Genomic DNA, 23,977 nt, shown 5'->3' with positions numbered 1-23,977 from the left:
TCATTCAACGCACTTTACCAAAGGCATAAACCTTGCGGACGGCAGGTGTGCGCAACCAGAAGAATGCGTGTTAGCCCAATATCGGCGTAAACACAAGGCCTACGCGTTGGCTGTCATCACCGGATAACGGGCGTTTCACAAAAATTGACAGCCCCCTTAACAACGACATATACCAGTCAAAAGAAGTCATATCGGCGGTCCCGAATATTGCGCCGATCAACCATGAGGAATACGCGCCATGGCCATGGAAGCCTATGAAATCGAAAGCATGATCAAGGAAGCCCTGCCCGATGCAAAGGTCCGCATCGAGGATTTGCGCGGCGATGGCGATCATTACGCAGCAATTGTCGTATCCGAACAGTTTCGCGGCAAAACCCGCGTTGTTCAGCACCAGATGGTCTATTCGGCGCTGAAGGGTAAAATGGGCGGCGATCTGCATGCGCTGGCCCTGCAGACCTCTGCACCGGACTGATTTCCAGTCTTTTTAGCTGCAAGGCACAGCGCCACCTCGCCACCACCATGACGCCTTGCCAGACTTTTCGAGGGCCGTTTCATTCCGGCCCTCGCTGACTTTCAGCTCATCCTGAACTGGTCCAAAGACGTAGCGGCCGGTCACAGCCCCATTCACTGACCACGGCTTAATGTTATGTCTTCTCAAGAAAAACCGGCACTGATCGGCCCGGGCCCCCTCGCCGGGCTTGGCGCGTTTACCATCTGGGGTGCCTTCGGCCTGTATTTCAAGCAGGTTGGCTTTGCCGAGCCTTTTGAAATTCTGGCGCACCGGATTTTATGGTCGGCGGTTTTGACGCTGATTCTGGTGCTTGCACTGGGTCGTCGAAAGAAACTTCTCGAGCTCATCTCATCGACCCGCACCATCGGCCTGCTGTTTCTGAGCAGTATTTTGGTCGCTGGAAACTGGGTCATTTACATTTGGGCGATCAATAGTGGCAATGCACTTGAGGCAAGCCTTGGCTATTACATCATGCCGCTGGTCATGCTTCTGTTGGGCCGGGTTTTCTTTGCCGAAAAGCTTAATCGCGTTCAGTTGGTTTCGGTCGCGATCTGTACCATCGGCGTTTTGAACCTGTTGGTGTTTTACGGCCATCTGCCATGGATTGCGCTTAGCCTGTCTACGCTGTTTGCCTTTTACGGCGTGATCCGCAAATTTGTCCCTGCCGATCCGATTGCCGGTCTTTTTGTGGAATGTGCGCTGCTCTCACCGGTGACACTGGGCTATATTTTCTGGCTGGAAAGCCAGGGCGATGCGGCATTTGGCCATATCGGCATGGCGCAAGACGCACTGTTGATCGGTCTTGGGATCCTGACAACAATACCGCTCGTGCTGTTTGCCTTTGCCGCGCGCAATATGAAATTTTCCGCCCTCGGCCTGATGCAATACATTAATCCGACATTGCAATTCCTTATTGCGGTACTGGTATTTGGCGAAGCCTTCACCGCCGCGCATATGGTGACATATGGCCTGGTGTGGTTCGGACTTGGCATTTACAGCTGGGATAACCTGCGCACCGCGCGGCAAAATCGCGCCAAGAGTTGACAGAACCGCAGGTTCCAGCCATATCTTCGGCCATAAAAGTTTAACCCGAATTCGCGGTCGAGAGATCACCGCCCAAAGCCAAGGACAATCATCATGACCGACAATCCGGTATTCGAGCGCATCCAGAAAGACGTCGATGACAATGACGTCGTCCTGTTCATGAAAGGGACCGCGATGTTCCCGCAGTGCGGCTTCTCCGCTGCTGTTGTGCAGGTTCTGGCCGAGATCGGCGTTCCGTTCAAGGATGTCAACGTACTGGTCGATCCGGCCATCCGTCAGGGCATCAAGGACTTCTCGAACTGGCCGACCATTCCGCAGCTTTACGTCAAAGGCGAGTTCCTTGGCGGTTGCGATATCGTACGTGAAATGGCTGCCAGCGGTGAGCTGTCCCAGCACCTTAAAGACAAGGGCGTTGCTGCCGCTTAAAGTGCTGCGAAATTCCGACATTCAAACGCGCTGTGCGGGTATCCGCCAGCGCGTTTTTTGTTTATGCCTGCCTAAAAAAACACTCCCAATGCGATCATTTGTCGACGGCTGCAAAACTATTTCTTGATGGTTTCGCGATCCTTCCCCATCTTTAACCGATGCTGTCCATTGCGCCACAGGGGAAGGTCACCGGCATGAAATCAGCAATCAAAACAATGGCGTGTTTTGCCATCTGGCTGTTTGCGATGTCTTTCATCGCACCCGTCATGCCCGCACAGGCACAGGTGGCCGCCATTGCCGCAATGGGGGGCGCTGAGGATACCCCCGCAACCGACAACTCCCCTTCCCCCAATGAGGGCGTGGTTGCCGAAACCTTCAGCTATTATGGCTTCCTCGACGAAGGGGTGGCCCGGACACAGGCGCGCATCGCCGAGACGATCCGTGGGCTTGACGCGCTGCCGGGCGAAATCGCCGCCACGCAGGATTTGCTGGCGAGTGATTTTGGCCAAAGTGGTCTGATGCGGATTGTGCTGTTCACCATCGTGTTTGTGGGTGTCGGCATGCTGGCCGAGGTGATCTATCGCAGGCTGTCAGCACCGATGTGCGCCTATCTCGAAGCCCGCACACCCAAAAAATTCTCCGAACGCCTCAAACATATTCTGGCACTTAGTGTCCTGTCGCTGCTGTCGCTGTTTGTTTTTGCCATCGGATCGCTTGGCACCTTCATGATGTTCGACTGGCCAGGCATCATGAAGGCGGCGGTCATGTCGCTTCTGATGGCGTTCTTTGCGCTGCGGGTTCTGGTCATTGTCCTGCAATTCCTGTTCGCGCCCAAGGCCGAAGGGCTGCGCATGATCAATGTTGATCCGCTGGCGGCCCGGGCCCTGACCAAAAGCCTGACCTGGGCAGCGGGCATTTCGTTGTTTGCCTTTGCACTTGCCGGGGTCTTCAGTGCGGCCCCCACCATGGTCGCGGGCGATATCATCCTGTTTGACGTTGCCGTGGTGATTTCGGTCATTGCCTTTTGCGCGGCTACCCTGTCGCTTGGGCGCTTCTTTGCCAGCCACGTTTCGAGCCGTGATGTTGAAAAAATGGCCCTGCCGACATCCATGGCCCGCCTTTGGCCCGTGATTGTCTGTGGCTGGTTCATCCTGGTGGGTGGGGTTGCCGTCATTGGCGCGGAACGCATCCTTAAGGCGCTTCTGGCCATTGGCATTGCCTGCCTGTTTGATGTCGTCTTCCGCAACATCATCGAAAGCCAGCATCGCAAGAAATTGCAGGTGGCAGAGCAGGAAGCCGCCGAACATAACGCACGTTTAGAAGCCATCGCCCTTGAGAGTGACGAGGAGTTCGAACCTGTCAAACCCAAGGCGCCGGTCTTTACCAAGGTTCTCAAACGCGGTGTCCGGCTTCTTGCACTGGTATTTGTGTTGGCAAGCTGGTGGCGCATCTGGGGCTTTGACCGTCTGGCCCAGGCCAACGACGCCGGGATCCTTGCCCGGATCATTGATAGTTCGACCGAAATCATCATGATCCTTCTGATCGCCGATCTGATCTGGTCGCTGATCAAGACCTTCCTTGATGAACGGATGAATGCGTCCAATCAGGGCAACGCGGGTGACGAAGGCGGCGGATCAGGTCTGTCCCGGGTCGAGACACTTCTGCCATTGCTCAAGAACTTTGCGCTGACCGTGATTGTCATCATGGTGGTGATGGTTGCCCTGTCATCGCTGGGCGTTGATATCGGGCCGCTGATTGCCGGTGCCGGGGTTGTCGGCCTTGCCCTTGGCTTTGGCAGTCAGGCGCTGGTACGTGATGTTGTGGCCGGAGTGTTCTTCCTGCTTGATGATGCGTTCCGGCTTGGCGAATATATCGAGGTCGAAAATCTACGTGGCCGGGTCGAAAACATCTCGATCCGCTCCATGCAGTTGCGTCACCATCGCGGCCCGCTTCAGACCATCCCGTTTGGCGAGGTCAAATCCATCGTCAACCACAGCCGCGACTGGGTGATTGTCAAACTTGAATTCCGTGTGCCGTTTGATACCGACGTCAACAAGATCAAGAAACTGGTCAAGAAGCTGGCTGCCGAACTGCTTGAAGATCCGCTGATTGGCGACAGCTTCGTCGAACCGCTGAAATCCCAAGGCGTTCGGCGGATGGAAGAATTCAACATGGTGATCGGGCTGAAATACACCTCAAAGCCCGGCGAACAATTCACCATCCGCAAAACCGTCTATCAACGGGTTCTTGCCATGTTCAAGGAAAACGGCATCCAGATGGCCTCACGCAACGTCAAGGTCGACGTCCCGCCAGATGCAACACCGGAACAAAAACAGGAAGCCGTTGCCGCAGCCGCCCAGCAGGCGTCCCAGCAGATCACACCACTCAAGACTTAAGTCTCAAAGGAGAGTAGAAATGTTCAGCGACAGCTGGATCATTCATCCCCCAACAATATTTGGTTCTTACAACCAAATATATATCCTAACTAACAATCGCTTTTTGCAGGCACGGTGACCCGACCAGAACCTGACGGGAACTTGCTAAAAATTGCTTCTGTGATCTCGTCTATAACTTCCGAGATAACTCCACACGAACCCGAGCTAACAGCAGAACTCTCATATAATTTCTGCTCTGTTTCGGCGTCAAACAGATCAATGAAAACTGTTCTGGTGTAAGTGGTCACATCGTAGCTGTAGGTTGACGATCCCACAACGCCATACGTCGGAGCCGTATAGCTCGTCCCGGAGTAACTACCGTACCCCCCACCATAAGAAGAGACTGTTCCAGAGTGATATGTCGTGCCTCCACCGGTTTGCCCGTAAATGGGTACGCTCCCGATTTCTGTAGAGGTCTGTGGGTCACCGATACCATAAGTCACAAATGCTAAATAGTCAGCCTCATTGGGCGACGAAATAACAAACCCTTTTTCCAAAAATCTAGCTTCGAAAATTGGTTTGTATGTTTTCCATTCGAGGCTCTCTGCTAGCTCATCAGGGTACCCAATCACCGCTAAAGTCTTGCCCGGGTAATCATTAGGTAAATCTGAAAAGCTTTGTACAGTGGCTTGAATCCGCACGCATGCTATTAATAATAACATGCCCAGTATGACCATTAAGATACGCATCTCAGGTCCTTCGCGTCGCCGAAATTGTTACAGACGCCTATATTAGCATTATCCGCACAACTTAATGCAACGCAAAATCATTGCGTTCAATGGAATCCCCACGCCGAGTGAAGCAAAATCCGGATAAACAAAAACGCCCGCTGTTTCCAGCGGGCGTTTTCGTATCGGTTCGTCGCGAAACCCGTAAGGATTAACGCGAGTAGAATTCGATAACCAGGTTCGGCTGCATCTGAACCGGGTACGGAATTTCTGCGAATTTCGGAACGCGAACGAAGGTACCTTTGAAGGCCTTCGCGTCAACGTCGAGATATTCCGGAACGTCACGTTCGTTCAGGTTGGCTGCTTCCATAACCATCGGGATTTCGCGCGAAGCGGATTTCACTTCGACAACGTCACCTTCTTTAACAAGGTAGGACGGGATGGTTACTTTCTTGCCGTTGACAAGAATGTGGCCGTGGTTAACGAACTGACGTGCAGCAAACACGGTCGGAACGAATTTCATGCGGTAGATAACCGCATCGAGGCGCTGCTCAAGAATACCAACCAGATGCTCGGAGGTATCGCCCGGACGACGGGACGCTTCTTTGTAGTAGCGCAGGAACTGTTTTTCAGAGATCGAGCCGTAGTAGCCTTTGAGCTGCTGTTTAGCGAACAGCTGGGTACCATAGTCGGTCGGCTTCTTACGGCGGGTGGCACCATGCATGCCCGGTGCATATTCGCGCTTGTTCAGCGGCGATTTTGCACGGCCCCAAAGGTTCACACCAAGGCGGCGGTCAATCTTATGCTTTGCAGCAATACGTTTCGACATTTTGTAACTCTCTTTTTTTAAAGATCACTTATTGTCCCGATAGTTTCCAACCGCCTGGAGACAGACATGCGGAACGGGGACGAAACCACCTGTTTCGACCCACTTTCTCGGAAGTGAGCCGCAATATAGAGATCACGGCCCGAGAGTCAAACGAAAATGGCCGTTTCCATGACCTGCGAACGCAAGCACTGCCTGCCGTTTTTGCAGAGGTTGGCATCCCAGAGCAAGGCTTTTTCAAATCAGCCCACATTATCTGAGGGCTTTCCAAGGCCTTAGCCCTGTTTTCACACCATATTGACGATTGTCATATCGCCTAAATCCACTTTCAAATTAAAACATTACCATTAATTGATGAACCAGAATTTGGAGCGCCCCCATGGACAAATCCACCATCACGCCTGGCCGTTTTGCATTCATGTTCCTTCTGATGGCCGTTCTTCTTGTTTTGAATGTCACCATCGCCAAGGCGGATGACAAAATCGACAAGGCCCTGATCATCCTGACCAGTCCATCCCTGCAGACCCAGGGCATGGCGATGGTTCTTGGCAACACCATGCAGGCCCAAGGTGTGCAGATCGATGTTCTGTTATGTGACGCGGCAGGCGACCTTGCACTCAGCGCAACGCAAAGCCCGGCTCTTGAACCCAAGAAGGTCACCCCCGAACAGCTTTTGGTCAAGCTGATGAATGGCGGTGCGTCGGTTAATGTCTGTGCACTTTATCTGCCCAACAGTTCGCATGATCAAAGCGCGCTTCGCGATGGCATTGGTGTCGCAACCCCACCCGCCATGGCCAAGATGATGGTTAATGAGGACACCCGCGTCTTTTCGTTCTAAGCCCCAAGGACCCCGATGATGCACATGTTTAAAATTCGCCCCATCCTGTCCGGTCTGGCTTTGCTTTGTGCCATCGCCGTTTCCGCCGCCCTGCTGGTTCCGGCCAAGGCTGACGACCTAGGAGTTTCCACTACAAAGGCGCTCGAACTTTCATCGCAAAAGGACGACGTGCTGTTTGTTGATGTTCGTGACCCGGTGGAAATCCTGTTTGTCGGCTTTACCGACGCGGTCGACATCAACATCCCCTATCTGATGGTGGATCGCACCCAGTGGGACGCCGAAAAGGGCCGCTTCCGGCTTTATCGCAACCCGGACTTCGCAGCCCAAATCGAAGCCGCCCTGAAAGCACGCGGCATGGATAAGGACGCCACCGTGATCACCATGTGCCGATCGGGTAGCGAACGTGGCAAACCAAGTGCCGCCTTCCTGCAGGAAAACGGTTTTGCCAATGCCCACTATGTCGTTCACGGTTTTCAGGGCAGTGCGATCAAGGAAGGCCCGCAGAAAGGCCTGCGCCTGCTCAATGGCTGGCAGAATGACGGCCTGCCCTGGCAAAGCAAACCGAACCCGGACAAGATCTATCGTCTGGACCGGCCGTAACACCTGACGATTGGGCGCTTTGCCAACCGCCACACCACGAACAACAAAGGGCTCCCGACCTTGGTCGGGGAGCCCTTTGTTTCTTGGCAAACAGTGCGGCCTTAAGGCTTGTACTTGCCGCCGCGCATCGCAACGATCATGCCGCGCAGGGTCTGGACTTCCTGATGGGTCAGGTTTGCACGGTTAAAGATATTGCGGATATTGCGTTCCATTCCGGGGCGCTTTTCAGGCACCCGGAAGAACCCCGACGCATCAAGTTCGTTTTCAAGATGAACGAAAAGACGTTCCATATCATCCTTGGTCGCCGGGAAGGTGTCGGCCATCATCAATTGATAATCGGCCACATCAACGCCCGCCTGCCACCATTCATACCCGATCAAAAGAACCGCCTGCGCCAGATTGAGCGAGGTAAAACCGGGATTAAGCGGCACAGTAACCACCGCATCACCCATGGCGACATGTTCATTGCGCACACCGGTGCGCTCCGGGCCAAACATCACCCCGACCTTCTCGCCGCGCGAAATCACGCTGCGCATTTCTGGCGCCAGTCCCTTAGGCGTGAAAACCGGTTTGATCGCGTCACGCGTGCGGGCCGTGGTGACATAAACACGATTGAGATCCGCCAGCGCGTCTTCTTCGCGCTCGAACACCTTGGTGTTATCAATAACGATGTCGGCACCCGATGCATTGGCGGTTGCCCGTTCATTGGGCCAGCCATCGCGTGGACGTACCAGACGCAAATCCACCAAACCACAATTCAGCATCGCACGCGCAGCCTTGCCAATATTATCGCCAAGCTGCGGTTCGATCAGAATGATCACGGGTGGATTGGCAATCCCGCCTGTTTCAGGCTTGGCACTGCCGATGGGCTCGCTCATCGCGCTAATCTCCGGTCGTCAAAGGAAGGTTGATCGGGCATCCCCGTCCATATTGGCGCTTACTTAGCAAAAGCCAACCGTTCGCGCCAGCCTCCTTATCTCCACGAAAAACAGCCGGGCCTTGATCCGGTCCGGCTGTGTCTGAAACGTGATCTGTTATCAGGCGTGCTGGCTGCGCACACCCGACTTGAACAACTTATAGGTGATGGAATCGCGCAGCGCGTTATAGGACGCCTCGATAATGTTGGTCGAAACCCCCACCGTCGCCCAGTTATTGCCTTCGGCGTCGCGGCTTTCGATCATGACGCGGGTCACCGCACGCGTGCCATCGCCGCGGGTTATGATGCGGACCTTATAATCGATCAGTTCGATCTGCTCGACCGCTTCACGGTATTCCGGCACCGTCAGAAGAACTTTGCGAAGGGCGGCATCAAGGGCGTTGACCGGACCATTCCCCTCGGCAACCGACATGAACTGTTCATCGCCAACCACGACCTTGACGGTGGCCTCACTCATGGTGATGACCTGCTCATCCTGATCGTCTACCCAGCGACGTTCGTCAATCACACGGAAAGATGTCACACGGAAATAGCGATCAAGCTCGCCCATCGCCTTGCGTGCCAGCAGTTCAAAGCTGGCCTCGGCCCCGTCATAGGCATAACCATCAAATTCGCGTTGCTTGACGGTCTCAACCAGTTTGCCGACGGCTTCTGATTTCGGATCAACATCGACACCGATTTCGCGGAAGCGTGCCAGTATGTTGGACCGACCCGCCTGATCAGACACCAGAATATGGCGCTGGTTGCCAACCAGATGCGGTTCGACATGCTCGTAACAGGTCGGGTTCTTTTCCACCGCCGAAACATGCAGCCCGCCCTTATGGGCAAAGGCGCTGTCACCGACATAGGCTGCCTGACGCAGCGGTTCACGGTTAAGACGCTCATCGAGAATATGCGAAATCCGGCGCAAATGGGTCAGCTGGTCATGGGAAATGCCAACGTCATAGCCCATCTTCAGCATCAGCGTCGGGATGATCGAAATCAGATTGGCATTGCCACACCGCTCGCCAAGGCCATTCAATGTGCCTTGCACCTGACGTGCACCAGCGCGGACCGCAGCCAGGGAGTTCGCGACCGCGTTTTCCGTATCATTGTGGCAATGAATACCAACATGGGTACCCGGGATCTGGCTGCAGACATCGGTAACAATGTCGAAAATCTCGTCGGGCAACGTGCCGCCATTGGTGTCACACAAAACAACCCAGCGCGCACCGGCATCATAGGCCGCCTTGATCGCCGAAAGCGCATAGTCCCGATTGGCCTTGTAGCCATCAAAGAAATGCTCGGCATCGAACATGACTTCGGAAACCTTGGTTTTCAGATGCGCAATGGAATCCGCAACCATCGCAAGGTTCTCATCAAGCTCGATTCCGAGCGCCTCGGTCACCTGAAAGTCCCAGCTTTTGCCGACCATGCACACGATCGGCGCATTCTGCGCCAGGCTGGTAAGCCCCGGATCGTTTGATGCCGAACGCCCGGCACGGCGCGTCATGCCAAAGGCCGTCAGTTTGGAATTCTTGAGCTTCGGCGGATTGGCAAAAAATGCGTCATCGGTCGGGTTTGCCCCGGGCCAGCCGCCTTCAATATAGTCAATCGACAATTCGTCCAGCGCCTTGGCAATCGCGGTTTTGTCCGCGGCCGAAAAATCCACGCCCTGGGTCTGCTGCCCGTCACGCAGGGTACTGTCATAGAGATAGACGCGCTTGTCTGACATTTTCATTCCAACTGATCGATAGTCTCTCGGTGACGGCGGTTTGGTGTGCCGTCTCTGTTCTGGCCGCAAGGCTCATGTTTCCATGTCTTTTGCGGGTCTGGCAAATTGCCGCAAAACAGCCATCAGCGCAACAGCATTACGCGCATTGGCATTTCAGAGACAATTTCCACTCTATTTCAACAAATTACCCACCTTTAGGATAGCGGACCTGTCCCCTTGAATGATTGTAACCCCCACCACTCGATGCTTAACTTTATTGTATATTGTAGGCTGCGTGATCAAAGCCCTGCACAACCAAGACTTAAAATGATCGCGCGACGTCCAAGGACAATAACAATGGTAAATGACGCCTCCGCCAGCGTTGACATCATGATGCTCGCCGGCCTGACATGGGAACGGTCGGGTCGCAATTGCTGGACTGCATCAGACCGCTTTGCCCGTTACACCATTTTCCGCGACATTGACGAACGCTGGTATGGTGATTGGGAACGCGACGGGGAATTGACCCGTGCGGAATGGTCCTGTCCGATCCTTGAAACCTTTGCCGAATACATGGTCGACAACGCACGGCGACAACCAAACTGATCGATCATTCCGGGCAAGCCCCGGAAAAATCACAAAAAACTGATAAAAAGGCCCTTCAGAACGCGCAAGGCCAGTCTTTCCTTGCGTTTGACGCCATGTCGATTATGTGTTGGGGTAGCAACAACGTTACATAAACCAAGGCAATTCTATTCCAATGACCAAAGCCATCCCCATGCAGATCGACATTGTTTCGGACGTGGTCTGCCCGTGGTGCATCATCGGTTACAAGAACCTCGAAGATGCCATCAGCCGTCTGGACGGTGAAATTGATGTGACCCTGCGCTGGCACCCGTTCGAACTGAACCGTGACATGCCGCCCGAAGGTCAGGACCTTTCCGAACATATCAATGAAAAGTACGGTCTGACCGCCGATCAGAGTGCCGATAACCGTGCGCGCATCACCATGATGGGCGAAAATGTCGGCTTCCCGATTCATTTCGGATCAGATTCGCGCATCTACAACACCTTTGACGCCCACCGCCTGATTTACTGGGCCGGCAAGGAAGGTGAGTATGGTCAGCAGACAGCCCTCAAACTCAATCTGTTTGCCGCCTACTTCCAGGGCGGTGACAACACCTCAGATCACGGCGTTCTCAAACGTGCGGTCGAGGAAGTCGGACTTCCGGCAGACCGTGCTGCCGAAATCCTTGCCAGCGACGAATTCGCCAAGGAAGTCCGCGCCGAGGAAGATGAATTTGGCGATGCCGGCATCAGTTCGGTACCGACCTATGTCGTGAATGGCAAATTCGCCATTTCCGGTGGCCATCCGCCAGAAGTCTTCGAACAGGCCCTGTCTGAAATCGCCCGTCAGGGGGATGAAATCCTCGCCGAAGCGCAAAACGACGCCTGATTTCAGTTCCCAAGGAACAATCGATCAAAGCCCGGTCATTGGACCGGGCTTTTTCGTTACGCTCGACAGAATTCAACCACTGATCTAGGCTGACTTTGCCACCACCAAAGGAAACGCCCCATGATCAGTTTTGCCGAAATCGGGCAATATCTGCCCGGAATATTACTGTCCTATGCCGCCTTGCTTGTCGGCCTGATTAGCCCCGGTCCCGCCCTGTTGGGTTTGATGGGGGTTTCGCTTGATCAGGGCCGCCGTGCCGGACAGCATTTTGCCTTGGGCATCGGAACTGGGTCTTTTTCGATCGGCCTTCTGACCCTGACAGGATTGTCAGCCGTTTTGGCAACATACGCCGATGCCATGACCGCTATCCGGATTTTTGGCGGGCTTTATTTGCTGTGGATGTCCTATCGCGCGTTTCGCACCGCTTTTCGCAAAACCCCAAGTGCGCACGCATCCGCCGACGCGCTTGACGTTGACGCTGCACAAATCTCTGGTCGGGGATATTACTTCCGTGGCCTGGGCCTGCACCTGACCAACCCCAAGGCCATCCTGACCTGGATTGCCATCATTTCCATCGGTTTTCAGGAAGGCGCCCCACTTTGGGTCGGGGCGGCAATCGTGATTGGTTGTGGTCTGATTTCAACCAGCACACATCTGCTATATGCAACGGCCTTTTCCACCGCGCCAGCCATTTCGATTTATCGTCGGGCGGCAAGCTGGATCAATGGATTGCTCGGCGTATTCTTTGCCGCTGTCGGGATCAGATTGCTGATGAACCGCTAAGGCGACCGTCCAAACCTAAGACTTGAGCGTGTCACTCTTCGGGGTGTCATCTTCCGGCTTTGCTTCAGCTTCCGCCTTGGCCTCTGCCTCCTCTGCGGCGGCTTCTTCTGCGGCGGCCTCTGCCTCGGCTTCTGCCTGTTCGGCGGCCCAGACCCCGGCGGTTTCAACCGCCATGGGTGATGCCGTCGGAAGGACGCTGACGTAACTTTCGGTATCTTCGACCGGCACGGCTTCGCGGCAGGTCATGCGATAAAGCGCATAAACCGAAATGACTGCAAATGTCATAGCCATTGTCAGCCAGAAGGATTGCGCGCCAAGATGCTCCATCGACCAACCAGCCAGAAGTGGTCCCAAAATCGCACCAACCCCAAAGGTCAATACTAGGCCGCCTGACGCGGCTGGCATATCTTCAAGCGGCAGGAAGTCATTCGTGTAGGCCAGAAACAACGCGTAGAGCGGTGTGGTCATGCCACCAGCAACAAAGGCTGCGCACATCATGAATACAAGATGGTTTCCAGATACCCAGCCCAGAATACAGGCCCCCATCGCCACCATCGAGGCGCCAAAGATCAGCTTGCGGCGATCCATACGGTCCGAAAGCCAGCCAATCGGATATTGAAAGATCAGGGCACCGGCAAACAGCATCGCAACAAATGTCGCGATTTGACCGGTCGTCATGTCAATCTGGGTTCCGAAAACAGCCGCCATACCGGTTTGGATGGCATAGCCGCAGCCCAAAAGGAAGATGCCCACGGTACTGAGCGGTGATCCGGAGAAAAGCTCCTTAAGGCCCATCGGGCGGGCAGCTTCTGTCACCGGTACGGAGCTTGCTGAAAGCAGGATCGGGGCAAAAGAGATCGAAACCAGAATGGACGCGACAATAAACAGCGCCGAATTGGCCGCATCGCCAAGCGTCAAGAGGCCCTGTGCGCCGATAATGCCCAGTGTCTGGGCAATCATGTATGCCGACAGAACCTTGCCGCGCGTCTCGTTGGTCGAGGAATCATTCAGCCAGCTTTCCGCCGTGACGTAAATACCCGACATGCAGAAGCCCAGAAGCACGCGCAGCAACGTCCAAGCCCAGGGCTCCGCAATCAATGGCAAGGCGATCAGACCAGCGGAGGTAAAGCTGCCCAGTGCGGCAAAGACGCGAACATGGCCAACACGCTTGATCATGCGTGGTGTCAGGCGCGCGCCAGCAAGGAAACCGGCAAAATAGCCCGATGTCACAATTGCAAGCTCGGTCGAGGAAAACCCTTCAATCCCCCCACGCACACCGATCAGGGTGAAATGCATGCCGTTGCCCAGCATGATCAGGACAATACCAATAAGAAGTGCCCAGACACTGGTTAAAACCTGGATCATGGATCGCCCTTTCACGCTTGGGGATTACCGAACAACCGTTTTGTCTTTGCTTACCGCGCATTGGTCTGATGCAGGGGATTTCAGACAAACGACTTGTTTCAGCAAATGTACGAAACCACTGATCAGCTTCGGTTTCCACATTTTTTTGAACGTGAGAGAAATTTTTTGCCTTACGTGGCGGGGTCTTTGATTTCCGCCTCTGTCAAACGCTTGCTGGTGACACCATTTTTAAGATCAAGCCAGCCGCAGAAAACCGTAATCCAGACAGCGCCCAACATCACGGTCGCAACCTGCTGGTCCATAACCCAAAGCGTGCCGGCCGATATCACACACCACGCCAATGGAACCGGCAACAACGCCCAACGCCATGTTCCGCGTGACAACAAAACAAAGCCCAAAGTACCAAGCGCTGTCGGATCGGCAGCACTGCCAAACAGCTCCGCCTGCGCAAGATCACGTCCCTCAATCAATCCGATAAACGGATAGACAATGAGCGCGAAGGCCACCAAGACCAAACCGACATAACTTGAAAAATCGCCCCGCCAACCAAAGCGAAGCGGTAATGGGCGTGCGGCAAAGATGGCAAACAAAACGACCTGAAGGGCAAAACCCGGCAACAGATAGGGAATGGCCCAGTTGATCGGCTGATAATATTGCCAAAGGAAGCCATAGCCAGACCAGGCCCATACCAAAGCCAACAACACAAGGATAACCCGGTTGCCGCGAAAGCCGTGCCGCAGGGCAAGGACGGACGCAACAAGCCCCGCAATCAAGGCACTGGCAACCACCAGCGCCCAGGTGCTGTTCATGGTTTCAAACAGCCGGTAATAAACCCGCGGCGAAAACAGCAACAAATCCGCCAGTCCATAATCCCACCATTCACTCATGCCATCTGCCCTTTGCTTACGCGGCTCAAACCAGAACACCGATTACAGCAGCGATCTGTTTGCGCATTTTATCATCGGGTAGCGGCCCGGTGGCCGCCGCCATGTTTTCTGCCGCATGGGCCGGCTTGGTCGTGGCCGGGATCGGACAGGTCACCGCCGGATGGGCAATCAGATACTTCAAAATCAGCTGCGCCCAGCTTTTGACTTCAAGTTCGCGGGCAAATTCCGGCAACGGCTCCCCTTTGAGGCGTTCGGTCAGGCTGCCTCCGCGAAACGGCCGATTGACGATCACGGCAATGCCGCGATCATAGGCCAGCGGCAGCAGATATTCCTCAACCTTGCGATCAACCGGGTTGTAGGTCACCTGCACGAAATCAAGCCGCTCGTTCTTCATCACGGCCATCAGATCATCGGTGCGTCGCCCATGCGACGTCGTGACACCGACATAGCGCAACTGGCCCGCATCCTTCATGCGAAACAGAAGCGGCAAGTTTTTATTGATGCCCAGCAGGTTATGAACCTGCAAAAGATCAAACTGCGCGACCTTCCAGCGATCTGAGGTTTCCGCGATCTGCCCAGCACCGTCACCGGATGTCCAGACCTTGTCGGTCGAAAACACCTTGTCGTGCGCGCCGAGTGCATCCAGGCCATAGCCAATCACATCCTGGGCCGATCCATACATCGGAGAACTGTCAATCATGCGCCCACCAGCCTTGAAAAAGGCCGACATCACATCCGCACATTGATTACGCAGCTCGATGTGATTGCCGACATTGAACGTGATCCAGCTTCCCAACCCGACAGCGGGGATGGTTTCCCCGGTTGACGGGATCTGCTTTTGCAGTACTTCGGGCTCAGCTGCGTCTTTGGCACCCTGCGCCCAGGCTGGCAGAGCGGATGCCATCAAGCTGGTTGCGGCCAGTGACGCGGAGGCTTTCAAAAACCCGCGGCGGTCAAATTCGGACATGGCTTACAGCACCTTTTCGTTGCTTCGGACCAATCACACAGCATGATCCATCAAAATTTGGGCAAAAATCTGCCCATCTGCAACTTTTGGTGCCGATACGTCAAATACGCCAATCCGAAACAAAAAAAGGGACTGCAAGCATTTGACTTGCAGTCCCTTTTCGAGAAGATTTCAACGCGCGTTAGACACGCTTCCAGCTTGTCCCGTCCTTGAAGTCTTCAAGGATGATGCCGCGTGCCAGAAGATCATCGCGGATTTTATCGGCTGTCGCGAAATCCTTGTTTTTCTTGGCATCGGCCCGCTGGACAATAAGCCCTTCGATCTCGGCGGTCTCATCTTCGTCGGCCGATCCGGTAAACCAGGCTTCGGGATCGCATTCAAGAATGCCAAGAAGCTTGGCCGCGGCAAGAATTTCACCCTTAAGTTCGGCGCGTTCGAATTTCTTTTCCGCCTTGTTAAAGCGGGTCACCAGATTGTGGAGTTCCGCAATCGCCAGTGGCGTATTAAGATCATCGCACAGGGCATCAAGTACCGCAGCAGGCACCGGCATGGGTTCCGGTGTCACATCCGCACTTTGACGCAGGGCGGTATAGAACCGATCAAGTGCCTCTTTGGCCTGACGCAGGTTTTCTTCGGTCCAGTTGATCGGCTGGTGATAATGGGTGCCCATCATCGCCAAGCGGATCGCCTCGCCCGGCCATTTTTCAAGCAATTCATGCACGGTGACGAAATTGCCCAATGACTTAGACATTTTTTCGCCTTCGACCATCAGGTGGCCGTTATGCATCCAGTATTTGGCATAGCTGGACCCCTTATTGGCGCAGCAGCTTTGTGCCAGTTCGTTTTCATGATGCGGGAAGACCAAATCCGACCCACCGCCGTGAATGTCGAAATTTTCACCGAGATAGCGTGTCGACATGGCAGAGCATTCAATATGCCAGCCCGGTCGACCACGGCCCCACGGGCTATCCCAACCCGGATCGTCATCGCTTGACGGCTTCCACAAAACAAAATCCGCCGGATCTTTTTTATAGGGCGCAACTTCAACCCGTGCGCCGGCGATCATTTCCCGGCGATCACGACGCGACAGCTTGCCGTAATCATCAAACTTTTCGACCGAAAACAGAACATGCCCCTCGGCGGCATAGGCAAAGCTTTGTTCGATCAGCTTTTCGCACATGGCGATCATATCGGCGATGTGTTCGGTCGCGCGCGGTTCGATATCGGGTTTTATGGCATTAAGAGCCCCCATATCATCCAAATAGGCCTGATGGGTGCGTTTGGTGATTTCCGAAATCGGCTCACCACTTTCCTTGGCGCGTGCGTTGATCTTGTCATCCACGTCGGTAACGTTCCGGACGTAGGTCACCTTGGGATAGATATGGCGCAACACACGCACCAGCGTATCAAACACCACCACGGGGCGGGCATTACCGACATGGGCATAGTCATAAACCGTCGGGCCGCAGACATAAATGCGCACGTGATCGGGATCAATCGGCTCAAAGACCTGCTTTTCGCGGGTGAGTGTGTCAAAAATACGAAGGGTCTTGGTCATTTCAAACGTCCGTTTGGCTGTGTTATCGGGTCAAATGCGTACATTTTCCGGCGATCAAAGCAGATGCTTAGACCGCCTTCCCACACAACCGATCCCGCGCCTTTTCAGACCCGATCAGAACCAGCATCGTCGACATTTCCGGGCCATGTTCACGCGCGGTCAGCGCCTTGCGCAGCGGCATGAAAAGCTGCTTGCCCTTACGCCCTGTTTCTTCCTTAAGTGCTGTGGTCCAGGTTTTCCAGCTGGTGCCATCAAGCTCACCTTCCGGCAACATATCGGCGGCCTGTTTGAGGAATTCGGCATCTTCTGCATCGATTTCCGGAATGACGTTTTTGTGGATCACATCCCACCATTCCAGCGCCTCTGCCACGCGCCAGCAATTGCCGCGCACCGCATTCCAGAACATCTCGCCGGCATCCGTCATGCCAGCTGCTTCAAGCTTCGGCTTGGCCGCCTCAAACGACATGTCGTGAATGACTTTTTCATTGAGGCTTGCGAGTTCAGCCGGATCAAATTTCGGCGTCGAGCGGCCATAATGATCCAGATCGAATTTCTCAAGAACCTCGGTCAGGTTTGCCGGCTCGATCTTGTCCGATGCGCCAAGCCCGGTCAGAAGCCCCACAAGCGCTTCGACCTCAAAGCCGTCATTGCGGAGTTCACGCAACGAAAGGCTACCCAGACGTTTGGAAAGCTGTGATCCGCCCGGCCCCGCCAGAAGCGGCATATGAGCAAATTCAAGCGCGCCCGGCTTTCCGCCAAGGGCTAGATACAGCAGGATTTGCGACACGGTATTGGTCACATGGTCTTCACCGCGAATGATGTGGGTAACGCCCATCTCAAGGTCATCCACGACTGATCCCAGCATATAAAGCAGCGATCCATCTTCGCGGATCAGGACCGGGTCAGACACATGTTCGGTATCAAACGAGCAAACACCACGGGTCAGGTCATCCCATTCCACCAGACCATCTGTCAGCAGGAAACGCCAATGCGGCTTGCGGCCTTCCGCTTCAAGGGCTGCGATGTCTTCATCGCTAAGGGTCAATGCCTTGCGGTCATAGATGAACGGCTGATGGCGCTGGCGGGCGGCCTTGCGTTTCCAGTTCAGCTCGCCTTCGGTTTCATAGCACGGATACAGCAGTTCGCGCTTTTTAAGGTCGTCAATCGCTGCGTCGTATTTGTCCAGACGCAGGCTTTGGCGTTCTTCCTGATCCCAGTCGATGCCAAGCCAAGTCAGATCTTCACGGATCGCATCGACATATTCGTCCTTGGAGCGCGCCGGGTCAGTATCGTCAAAGCGCAGGATGAATTTCCCGCCTGATTTCCGGGCATAAAGCCAGTTCATCAGCGCCACACGGGCGTTACCGACGTGAAGAAGCCCGGTCGGGCTGGGGGCAAATCGCAGAACAGGTTTTGTCATTTCAAACTTTTCAATCACGTAACAAGGTTCGTGAAACCATTGGTAATCGGATAGCGACGGTCACGGCCAAAGGCGCGCGGGGTAATCTTGACGCCTGGCGGGGCCTGACGGCGTTTATATTCCGCCCGATCCAGCAATCGCCAGACCCGGCGCACCGTTGCTTCATCATGACCGCTATCCACGATATCACGGACAGACCGCTCACCCTCAATCATCTGATGGAGGATATCATCGAGAACATCATAAGGCGGCAGACTATCTTCGTCTTTCTGATCCGGGCGGAGTTCGGCTGATGGCGGCTTGGTAATGATCCGCTCGGGGATCACCATACCATCCGGGCCCATCGCCCCGGCCGGATTGTGTTCGTTGCGCCAATGGCACAGATTGAACACGGTCGTTTTATAAAGGTCTTTCAGAACCGAATAGCCACCACACATGTCACCATAAAGCGTGGCATAGCCGACCGACATTTCGGACTTGTTGCCCGTCGTCAGCACCATGTGGCCAAACTTGTTTGAAAGCGCCATCAGGATAATCCCGCGTGAACGGGCCTGAATGTTTTCTTCGGTAATATCAGCATCCCGGCCCTCGAAGGCCGGGGCCAGCATTTCGTCGAACGCGGCCATGGCCGGGCCGATATTGATGCTTTCAATCCCGGTCTTGAGCATCCCTGCGCAAAGCTCGGCATCCTCAAGGCTCTCGGCCGAGGTATAAGGCGATGGCATCATCACCAGACGCACACGATTCGCCCCCAACGCATCGACGGCAACGGCGGCCGACAACGCACTGTCGATCCCGCCCGACATGCCAATCACGACACCGGGAAAACCGTTCTTGTTGACATAATCGCGCAGGCCCAGAACCAGCGCCTGATAAATCGCATCAAGTCCGGTGGGATAGGTAACCTTCGGCGCATCATCCGCACAGCGCAACTTGCCATTTTCGCCCTGCTGCCAGGTGGTCACCACCACATCCTCGGCAAAGGCCGGAAGCGCCACCGCAAGCGATCCATCGCCGTTCAGTCCGAACGATCCACCGTCAAACACCAGTTCATCCTGACCGCCGACCTCATTGCAATAGATCATCGGCACGTGGCTTTCACGCACGCGATCCTCGATCAGCTTGCGGCGCAGGCCACTTTTATCGGCTTCAAACGGTGAGCCATTCGGCACCAGGAAGATTTCCGTTCCGGCATCGGCTAGATGGGCAACCACATGCGGCGTCCAGACATCCTCACAGATCGGAACCCCAAGCTTCACCCCCTTGAACGAAATAGGGGTTGGCATCGGGCCCGCAGCAAAGACGCGCTTTTCATCAAACACGCCATAGTTCGGCAGATCATTCTTGACGCGCACATCAATGATCTTGCCCTGATCAATCAGCAAAACCGCGTTATGGCGCGTGCCATCAACTTCCCACGGCGTAGTCAAAAGCAGGGCCGGACCACCGTCGCGCTTTGCCGTATGTTCGCAGATAAACTGAACCGCATCATGCAGATGGCGCATGAAGGCTGGCTTCATCACCAGATCCTCGGGCGGATAGCCCGACAGAACCAGTTCGGAATACAGAACGATCTCTGCGCCCTTCTCGGCCGCAGTTTCCCAGGCAGCCACAACCTTGTCCCGGTTTCCGGTGACATCACCGACAATCGGGTTCAGCTGGGCAATCGCAATGGCAAGCGTGTTTGTCATGATGTTGGAATAGGATTGCCCCCGCGCGCTGTCAATTGCCGAATGGGCAATGCAGCCCTTTGCGGGCGAATTTCCGGTAAAAAGTGCGTCAGACGCCGTGCTTAAAGCGCAAGGGCCGCGTCAATCTCATCCTGGCTCATGGTTTTGGCCGAACCGTGGATAATGCCGCTGGCGACATCCATGAATTTCTGAAGCGAGGTGGTCACCGCACTGGCTGTCACCCGCAAAAGATCCTCATCACCGGTCTCGATAATGGTTTCAAGTTGCGAAACCGCATGGCCGACGATGGTATTCAGGTGTTCGATGGTTTCTTCGAAGGGGCGGCGGAATTTGGGCGGCACATGTTCATAGGCCTCAATCGCCAGTTCCTTGTCGGAAAAGGCACTATCGCGGAAATGCTCCTGATAGCTTTTTGGCGCCCATTCCTTGCAGTCCTCGATCATGTCAGGCATGTCGGGCACCATTTCGAGCAACATGACGATCTCGTTGAAATGGTTCAGATAATCGGTCGCCAAAAGCGTGGTCGAGGAAATATTGGTTCCCTCTACCTTCTTTTGCCATGCGCTGAATTCAGCGTCGTCCATCATACCCGTTGAGACCCCTCGCCCTTATTCGATTTGTCAGGAACACCCTGCAATAACTCATACTTAAGAATATTTTGTGGTCATTGGTAGATGTTTTTTCACGAATTCATACTGATTATGTAACAAAATACGCCAAAAGCTAATTTAGAAAGCCTTTTGGCAAATCTGCCCCCATAAGAAAAGGTGCCCGACGGACTGCCGGGCACCTTTGATCAATCAAGTTTCTGGACCTGCGATCAGGCAGAGGCAGCCATCTGCTCTGCGCGGACGCTGTCGCGTTCCTTTTTGATCATTTCGGCCATCAGGAAGGCAAGCTCAAGCGCTTGTCCACCATTGAGGCGCGGGTCACAATGGGTGTGGTAGCGATCCGAAAGCGCGTCTTCGGTGACTTCGCGCGCACCACCGATGCACTCGGTAACGTCCGTACCGGTCATCTCAAAGTGAACGCCGCCAGCGTGGGTGCCTTCGGCCTTGTGCACGTCAAAGAAGTTTTTAACTTCAGACAGGATCGCGTCGAACGGACGGGTTTTATAGCCCGTCGATGCCTTGATCGTGTTGCCATGCATCGGATCACAGGACCAGACGACCTTGCGGCCTTCGTCCTTAACGCGCTTGACCAGACGCGGCAGGTTATCAAACACCTTGTCTGCCCCCATACGTGCGATCAGGGTCAGGCGACCGGCCTCGTTTTCCGGGTTGAGGATATCGATCAGACGGATCAAATCATCCTCATCCATGGTCGGGCCGCATTTCATGCCGATCGGGTTGTTAACCCCACGAAGGAATTCAACATGGCCATGATCAGCCTGACGGGTACGGTCACCAATCCACAACATATGCGACGAACAGTCATACCATTCGCCGGTCAGGCTGTCCTGACGGGTCAGTGCCTGCTCATAGCCCAGCAAAAGCGCCTCGTGCGAGGTATAGAAATCCGTCTCGCGCAGCTGCGGTGCACTTTCGGCGGTGATGCCACAGGCTTCCATGAAGGCGACTGCCTCATCAATCTGGGTGGTCATCTTGCGATAACGTTCTGCCGCCGGGCTGCCATCCACAAAGGACAGGTTCCAGCGATGGATCTTGGTCAGATCGGCAAAACCACCCTGCGCGAACGCTCGCAGCAGGTTCAGCGTCGCTGCCGACTGGTTATAGGCGCGGATCTGGCGCTGCGGGTCCGGAATACGGGCTTCTTCGGTGAACTCGATGCCGTTGACCACATCACCGCGATAGCTTGGCAGTTCAACACCGTTGATGGTTTCGGTATCAGATGAGCGCGGCTTGGCGAACTGGCCGGCCATGCGCCCAACCTTGACCACCGGGCATGCTGCACCATAGGTGAGCACAACCGCCATCTGCAGCATCACCTTAAAGGTGTCGCGGATGTTGTTCGGGTGAAATTCCTTGAAGCTTTCGGCACAGTCACCGCCCTGCAGCAGGAAGGCCTTGCCTTCTGCGACGTCACCAAGCTTCTCTTTAAGCGCACGCGCCTCGCCAGCAAACACCAAAGGAGGATAGCTGCCGAGCTCTTGCTCTACGCCCTTGAGGGCCTGTGCATCCGGATAAGTCGGCACCTGCTTGATCGGCAGGTTACGCCAGCTATCAATGCTCCAGCTCTTGCTCATTTGCTTCCTCTCAATCCGGCATGTTCATCATCATGCCGCCATTATATCATATATTTGGCTATGCGGCGGAATCCCGCCCGCTTGACCGGTCATTTAACCGGGCCAGACTTGATACGGGTTTTGCCAATGCATTTCCACCCCTTCTCGACATTCGGGCGGTATTTTTCGGCAATTTTTTACCAAACCGTCAAAATTTGGCGCAAAATTCCACTCAAAACCTGCGATTTATCGACGGCGAACCCTGCGTAATCAAATGCTCATAGCAAACAGATATGTGCGAATCCGGATTTGGACAGGCCTTGCAGCCTTAAAATTCCGGCTCCTCATCAAAAACAGGAACGCCCGCCGGAATAATCACCCCCTTTAATTTGCGCTTGGCCCAAATATGCATGGCAGAGCTCAGATCAGGCGGCACATCAAGTGACCCGCCCTTGATACTGACAGGCTCGTTCCCCGCAAGGTCACCGTGAAAAAGCCGCGTTCCGCACGCAGGACAAAAATGACATGGCATCTTCCCACCTGTCGATGTGGGGCGGCACCATGTTTTAACCTGCCCCTGAGTGATCTCGATACTGGTCGGCACGATGATGACGGAAATTCCAAAGGCTGATGCTGATTGCATCTGACATTCCCGGCAATGGCAGACATAGACCTGAGAAGGTGGCTCTGACAGCACATATCTGACCGCGCCGCACTGACAGCCACCCGTCAACGACGGCACTTGATCTTGGGGTGACAGACTCACACGGACCTCCGACACATCATCAGGCATTGACGACTTTTGCATCTGCAATTGCCATTCTCTTGCACCTTCAAGACTTTAACGCCACACTCGCCGTCCCGTCGACTTTAACATGGACATTCCATGCCCCTTGAAACGATTGCCATCATTGCCTGCGCCTATTTCGTCGCGGCCTTCGTCAAAGGGGCAACGGGTCTTGGGTTTTCGACATCTGCCTTGCCGATCCTTGCACTTGGATTGGGCCTTAAGGCAGGGATGCCGTTGGTGATCATCCCGTCACTGGTCAGCAATTCGATCATCATGGCCCAGGCCGGCCATTTTCGCGAAACCGTCAGCCGGTTCTGGCCGATGTTTCTTGCCACCATTCCCGGCATCCTGATCGGGCTTGCCGTGCTGGAACTGGTCGACAGCATTCTCGCTGGTGCAGCGCTTGGCCTGGTCCTGATGAATTACGGCGCGATCACACTGTTTCGTCATGGCAAGCCGCTGTCTGACAGGCTTGCCAAAGTCCTCGCCCCCGTTTCGGGCTTTGCCACGGGCCTGATCAACGGCATCACCGGATCACAGGTCATGCCGGTCCTGCCCTTCCTGCTTTCCTTGCGCCTTGACCCCAAACGCTTCCTGACGGCCATCAATATCTCGTTCAGTCTTTCAAGCATTGTAATGGCGCTTGGTCTGGCGCGACTTGGCTTGTTCACGCTTGATACGCTCTGGATATCGCTGGCCGGACTGGTGCCGGTCTATCTTGGCACCAAACTGGGGACGCAGGTGCGCGACCGCATGGATGCGGAAACCTTCCGCAAGGTCGTTCTGATCATGCTGATCATTTTTGGCGTCATTCTGGTCGGTAAACTGTTTACGGCAGGATGACCCGGACCGTCGCGGCCAAAGATGTCGTCTGGCACTCCTGACGGCTTTCTGATA

General features: G+C 54.8%; 23 protein-coding genes. 10 read left to right on the top strand and 13 right to left on the bottom strand.

Going from position 1 to position 23,977, the window contains the following annotated elements; all coding sequences use genetic code 11:
* The first annotated feature begins 238 nt into the window (after nt 1-238).
* From ACXAF0_RS06370 to ACXAF0_RS06355, 4 genes are all read left to right on the top strand, one after another.
* The gene (locus ACXAF0_RS06370) at nt 239-472 is read left to right on the top strand and encodes a BolA family protein (RefSeq protein WP_475344942.1); all 234 of its coding nucleotides are present in this window, start codon (nt 239-241) and stop codon (nt 470-472) included.
* Nucleotides 473-646: 174 nt separating this feature from the next.
* Complete coding sequence (gene rarD / locus ACXAF0_RS06365; protein WP_475344940.1) at nt 647-1,555, top strand: EamA family transporter RarD; 909 nt, start codon at nt 647-649, stop codon at nt 1,553-1,555.
* A 93-nt stretch (nt 1,556-1,648) separates the two neighbouring features.
* Nucleotides 1,649-1,981: a Grx4 family monothiol glutaredoxin gene (gene grxD, locus ACXAF0_RS06360; protein WP_008891607.1), complete on the top strand. Its 333-nt coding sequence runs from the start codon at nt 1,649-1,651 to the stop codon at nt 1,979-1,981.
* 194 nt (nt 1,982-2,175) lie between these two features.
* Nucleotides 2,176-4,377: a mechanosensitive ion channel family protein gene (locus tag ACXAF0_RS06355; protein ID WP_475344937.1), complete on the top strand. Its 2,202-nt coding sequence runs from the start codon at nt 2,176-2,178 to the stop codon at nt 4,375-4,377.
* A gap of 89 nt (nt 4,378-4,466) precedes the next feature.
* Here the strand turns inward: ACXAF0_RS06355 and ACXAF0_RS06350 are convergent, their stop codons facing one another.
* Both ACXAF0_RS06350 and rpsD read right to left on the bottom strand, forming a co-directional pair.
* On the bottom strand, nt 4,467-5,105 hold the full coding sequence (locus ACXAF0_RS06350) for a DUF4136 domain-containing protein (protein ID WP_475344936.1): 639 nt from the start codon (nt 5,103-5,105) through the stop codon (nt 4,467-4,469).
* 190 nt (nt 5,106-5,295) lie between these two features.
* Nucleotides 5,296-5,913 (bottom strand): 30S ribosomal protein S4, encoded by a 618-nt coding sequence (rpsD, locus tag ACXAF0_RS06345; protein ID WP_008891604.1) that lies wholly within the window; start codon nt 5,911-5,913, stop codon nt 5,296-5,298.
* Between the two features lie 376 nt (nt 5,914-6,289).
* On the opposite strand from rpsD, the gene ACXAF0_RS06340 reads away from it, so the two are divergent.
* Both ACXAF0_RS06340 and ACXAF0_RS06335 read left to right on the top strand, forming a co-directional pair.
* Nucleotides 6,290-6,748, top strand: a complete 459-nt coding sequence (locus ACXAF0_RS06340) for a DsrE family protein (protein ID WP_475344935.1) — start codon at nt 6,290-6,292, stop codon at nt 6,746-6,748.
* Nucleotides 6,749-6,772: 24 nt separating this feature from the next.
* Nucleotides 6,773-7,348 (top strand): rhodanese-like domain-containing protein, encoded by a 576-nt coding sequence (locus ACXAF0_RS06335; protein WP_475344934.1) that lies wholly within the window; start codon nt 6,773-6,775, stop codon nt 7,346-7,348.
* Nucleotides 7,349-7,449: 101 nt separating this feature from the next.
* Here the strand turns inward: ACXAF0_RS06335 and ACXAF0_RS06330 are convergent, their stop codons facing one another.
* Nucleotides 7,450-8,226, bottom strand: coding sequence for an RNA methyltransferase (locus tag ACXAF0_RS06330; protein WP_475344933.1), 777 nt, complete (start codon nt 8,224-8,226; stop codon nt 7,450-7,452).
* A 159-nt stretch (nt 8,227-8,385) separates the two neighbouring features.
* Nucleotides 8,386-9,999, bottom strand: coding sequence for a citramalate synthase (cimA, locus tag ACXAF0_RS06325; RefSeq protein ID WP_475344931.1), 1,614 nt, complete (start codon nt 9,997-9,999; stop codon nt 8,386-8,388).
* A 336-nt stretch (nt 10,000-10,335) separates the two neighbouring features.
* Here cimA and ACXAF0_RS06320 point away from each other — a divergent pair, with 336 nt between their 5' ends.
* From ACXAF0_RS06320 to ACXAF0_RS06310, 3 genes are all read left to right on the top strand, one after another.
* Nucleotides 10,336-10,584, top strand: a complete 249-nt coding sequence (locus tag ACXAF0_RS06320) for a hypothetical protein (protein ID WP_475344928.1) — start codon at nt 10,336-10,338, stop codon at nt 10,582-10,584.
* Nucleotides 10,585-10,738: 154 nt separating this feature from the next.
* The gene (locus ACXAF0_RS06315) at nt 10,739-11,434 is read left to right on the top strand and encodes a DsbA family oxidoreductase (protein ID WP_475344925.1); all 696 of its coding nucleotides are present in this window, start codon (nt 10,739-10,741) and stop codon (nt 11,432-11,434) included.
* Nucleotides 11,435-11,554: 120 nt separating this feature from the next.
* Nucleotides 11,555-12,217, top strand: coding sequence for a LysE family translocator (locus ACXAF0_RS06310; RefSeq protein ID WP_475344924.1), 663 nt, complete (start codon nt 11,555-11,557; stop codon nt 12,215-12,217).
* Nucleotides 12,218-12,232: 15 nt separating this feature from the next.
* On the opposite strand, the gene ACXAF0_RS06305 is transcribed toward ACXAF0_RS06310, so the two are convergent.
* The 9 genes from ACXAF0_RS06305 to ACXAF0_RS06265 all read right to left on the bottom strand — a co-directional run bounded on the left by ACXAF0_RS06305 (nt 12,233) and on the right by ACXAF0_RS06265 (nt 23,083).
* Complete coding sequence (locus ACXAF0_RS06305) at nt 12,233-13,582, bottom strand: MFS transporter (protein WP_475344922.1); 1,350 nt, start codon at nt 13,580-13,582, stop codon at nt 12,233-12,235.
* 170 nt (nt 13,583-13,752) lie between these two features.
* Nucleotides 13,753-14,469 (bottom strand): DUF6064 family protein, encoded by a 717-nt coding sequence (locus tag ACXAF0_RS06300; protein WP_475344920.1) that lies wholly within the window; start codon nt 14,467-14,469, stop codon nt 13,753-13,755.
* Nucleotides 14,470-14,494: 25 nt separating this feature from the next.
* Nucleotides 14,495-15,436 (bottom strand): aldo/keto reductase, encoded by a 942-nt coding sequence (locus ACXAF0_RS06295; RefSeq protein ID WP_475344917.1) that lies wholly within the window; start codon nt 15,434-15,436, stop codon nt 14,495-14,497.
* 181 nt (nt 15,437-15,617) lie between these two features.
* Nucleotides 15,618-16,994 carry a cysteine--tRNA ligase gene (gene cysS / locus ACXAF0_RS06290; protein WP_475344915.1) on the bottom strand — a complete coding sequence of 459 codons (1,377 nt, stop codon included), beginning with the start codon at nt 16,992-16,994 and terminating at the stop codon, nt 15,618-15,620.
* 67 nt (nt 16,995-17,061) lie between these two features.
* Nucleotides 17,062-18,414, bottom strand: coding sequence for a glutamate--tRNA ligase (gene gltX, locus ACXAF0_RS06285; RefSeq protein WP_475344914.1), 1,353 nt, complete (start codon nt 18,412-18,414; stop codon nt 17,062-17,064).
* Between the two features lie 14 nt (nt 18,415-18,428).
* A complete protein-coding gene (locus ACXAF0_RS06280; protein WP_475344912.1) occupies nt 18,429-20,105 on the bottom strand; it encodes an NAD+ synthase in 1,677 nt (558 codons plus the stop codon).
* Nucleotides 20,106-20,206: 101 nt separating this feature from the next.
* Nucleotides 20,207-20,692: a hypothetical protein gene (locus ACXAF0_RS06275; RefSeq protein ID WP_475344911.1), complete on the bottom strand. Its 486-nt coding sequence runs from the start codon at nt 20,690-20,692 to the stop codon at nt 20,207-20,209.
* Nucleotides 20,693-20,925: 233 nt separating this feature from the next.
* Entirely contained in the window at nt 20,926-22,311 is a 1,386-nt protein-coding gene (locus tag ACXAF0_RS06270; protein WP_475344910.1) for a class II 3-deoxy-7-phosphoheptulonate synthase, read from the bottom strand.
* 307 nt (nt 22,312-22,618) lie between these two features.
* On the bottom strand, nt 22,619-23,083 hold the full coding sequence (locus tag ACXAF0_RS06265) for a GFA family protein (RefSeq protein ID WP_475344908.1): 465 nt from the start codon (nt 23,081-23,083) through the stop codon (nt 22,619-22,621).
* A gap of 93 nt (nt 23,084-23,176) precedes the next feature.
* Here ACXAF0_RS06265 and ACXAF0_RS06260 point away from each other — a divergent pair, with 93 nt between their 5' ends.
* Entirely contained in the window at nt 23,177-23,923 is a 747-nt protein-coding gene (locus ACXAF0_RS06260) for a sulfite exporter TauE/SafE family protein (protein ID WP_475344907.1), read from the top strand.
* Nucleotides 23,924-23,977: the final 54 nt, after the last annotated feature.

This window comes from Thalassospira sp. ABD4_177, assembly GCF_056160125.1.
This window is presented reverse-complemented; position numbering and strand designations above follow the sequence as displayed.

What these genes read in the sequence shown, in the direction of transcription:
- ACXAF0_RS06370 (WP_475344942.1), top strand. Translation starts at nt 239, where the DNA reads ATGGCCATGGAAGCCTATGAAATCGAAAGCATGATCAAGGAAGCCCTG.
- rarD (WP_475344940.1), top strand. Translation starts at nt 647, where the DNA reads ATGTCTTCTCAAGAAAAACCGGCACTGATCGGCCCGGGCCCCCTCGCC.
- grxD (WP_008891607.1), top strand. Translation starts at nt 1,649, where the DNA reads ATGACCGACAATCCGGTATTCGAGCGCATCCAGAAAGACGTCGATGAC.
- ACXAF0_RS06355 (WP_475344937.1), top strand. Translation starts at nt 2,176, where the DNA reads ATGAAATCAGCAATCAAAACAATGGCGTGTTTTGCCATCTGGCTGTTT.
- ACXAF0_RS06350 (WP_475344936.1), bottom strand. Translation starts at nt 5,105, where the DNA reads ATGCGTATCTTAATGGTCATACTGGGCATGTTATTATTAATAGCATGC.
- rpsD (WP_008891604.1), bottom strand. Translation starts at nt 5,913, where the DNA reads ATGTCGAAACGTATTGCTGCAAAGCATAAGATTGACCGCCGCCTTGGT.
- ACXAF0_RS06340 (WP_475344935.1), top strand. Translation starts at nt 6,290, where the DNA reads ATGGACAAATCCACCATCACGCCTGGCCGTTTTGCATTCATGTTCCTT.
- ACXAF0_RS06335 (WP_475344934.1), top strand. Translation starts at nt 6,773, where the DNA reads ATGTTTAAAATTCGCCCCATCCTGTCCGGTCTGGCTTTGCTTTGTGCC.
- ACXAF0_RS06330 (WP_475344933.1), bottom strand. Translation starts at nt 8,226, where the DNA reads ATGAGCGAGCCCATCGGCAGTGCCAAGCCTGAAACAGGCGGGATTGCC.
- cimA (WP_475344931.1), bottom strand. Translation starts at nt 9,999, where the DNA reads ATGTCAGACAAGCGCGTCTATCTCTATGACAGTACCCTGCGTGACGGG.
- ACXAF0_RS06320 (WP_475344928.1), top strand. Translation starts at nt 10,336, where the DNA reads ATGGTAAATGACGCCTCCGCCAGCGTTGACATCATGATGCTCGCCGGC.
- ACXAF0_RS06315 (WP_475344925.1), top strand. Translation starts at nt 10,739, where the DNA reads ATGACCAAAGCCATCCCCATGCAGATCGACATTGTTTCGGACGTGGTC.
- ACXAF0_RS06310 (WP_475344924.1), top strand. Translation starts at nt 11,555, where the DNA reads ATGATCAGTTTTGCCGAAATCGGGCAATATCTGCCCGGAATATTACTG.
- ACXAF0_RS06305 (WP_475344922.1), bottom strand. Translation starts at nt 13,582, where the DNA reads ATGATCCAGGTTTTAACCAGTGTCTGGGCACTTCTTATTGGTATTGTC.
- ACXAF0_RS06300 (WP_475344920.1), bottom strand. Translation starts at nt 14,469, where the DNA reads ATGAGTGAATGGTGGGATTATGGACTGGCGGATTTGTTGCTGTTTTCG.
- ACXAF0_RS06295 (WP_475344917.1), bottom strand. Translation starts at nt 15,436, where the DNA reads ATGTCCGAATTTGACCGCCGCGGGTTTTTGAAAGCCTCCGCGTCACTG.
- cysS (WP_475344915.1), bottom strand. Translation starts at nt 16,994, where the DNA reads ATGACCAAGACCCTTCGTATTTTTGACACACTCACCCGCGAAAAGCAG.
- gltX (WP_475344914.1), bottom strand. Translation starts at nt 18,414, where the DNA reads ATGACAAAACCTGTTCTGCGATTTGCCCCCAGCCCGACCGGGCTTCTT.
- ACXAF0_RS06280 (WP_475344912.1), bottom strand. Translation starts at nt 20,105, where the DNA reads ATGACAAACACGCTTGCCATTGCGATTGCCCAGCTGAACCCGATTGTC.
- ACXAF0_RS06275 (WP_475344911.1), bottom strand. Translation starts at nt 20,692, where the DNA reads ATGATGGACGACGCTGAATTCAGCGCATGGCAAAAGAAGGTAGAGGGA.
- ACXAF0_RS06270 (WP_475344910.1), bottom strand. Translation starts at nt 22,311, where the DNA reads ATGAGCAAGAGCTGGAGCATTGATAGCTGGCGTAACCTGCCGATCAAG.
- ACXAF0_RS06265 (WP_475344908.1), bottom strand. Translation starts at nt 23,083, where the DNA reads ATGCCTGATGATGTGTCGGAGGTCCGTGTGAGTCTGTCACCCCAAGAT.
- ACXAF0_RS06260 (WP_475344907.1), top strand. Translation starts at nt 23,177, where the DNA reads ATGCCCCTTGAAACGATTGCCATCATTGCCTGCGCCTATTTCGTCGCG.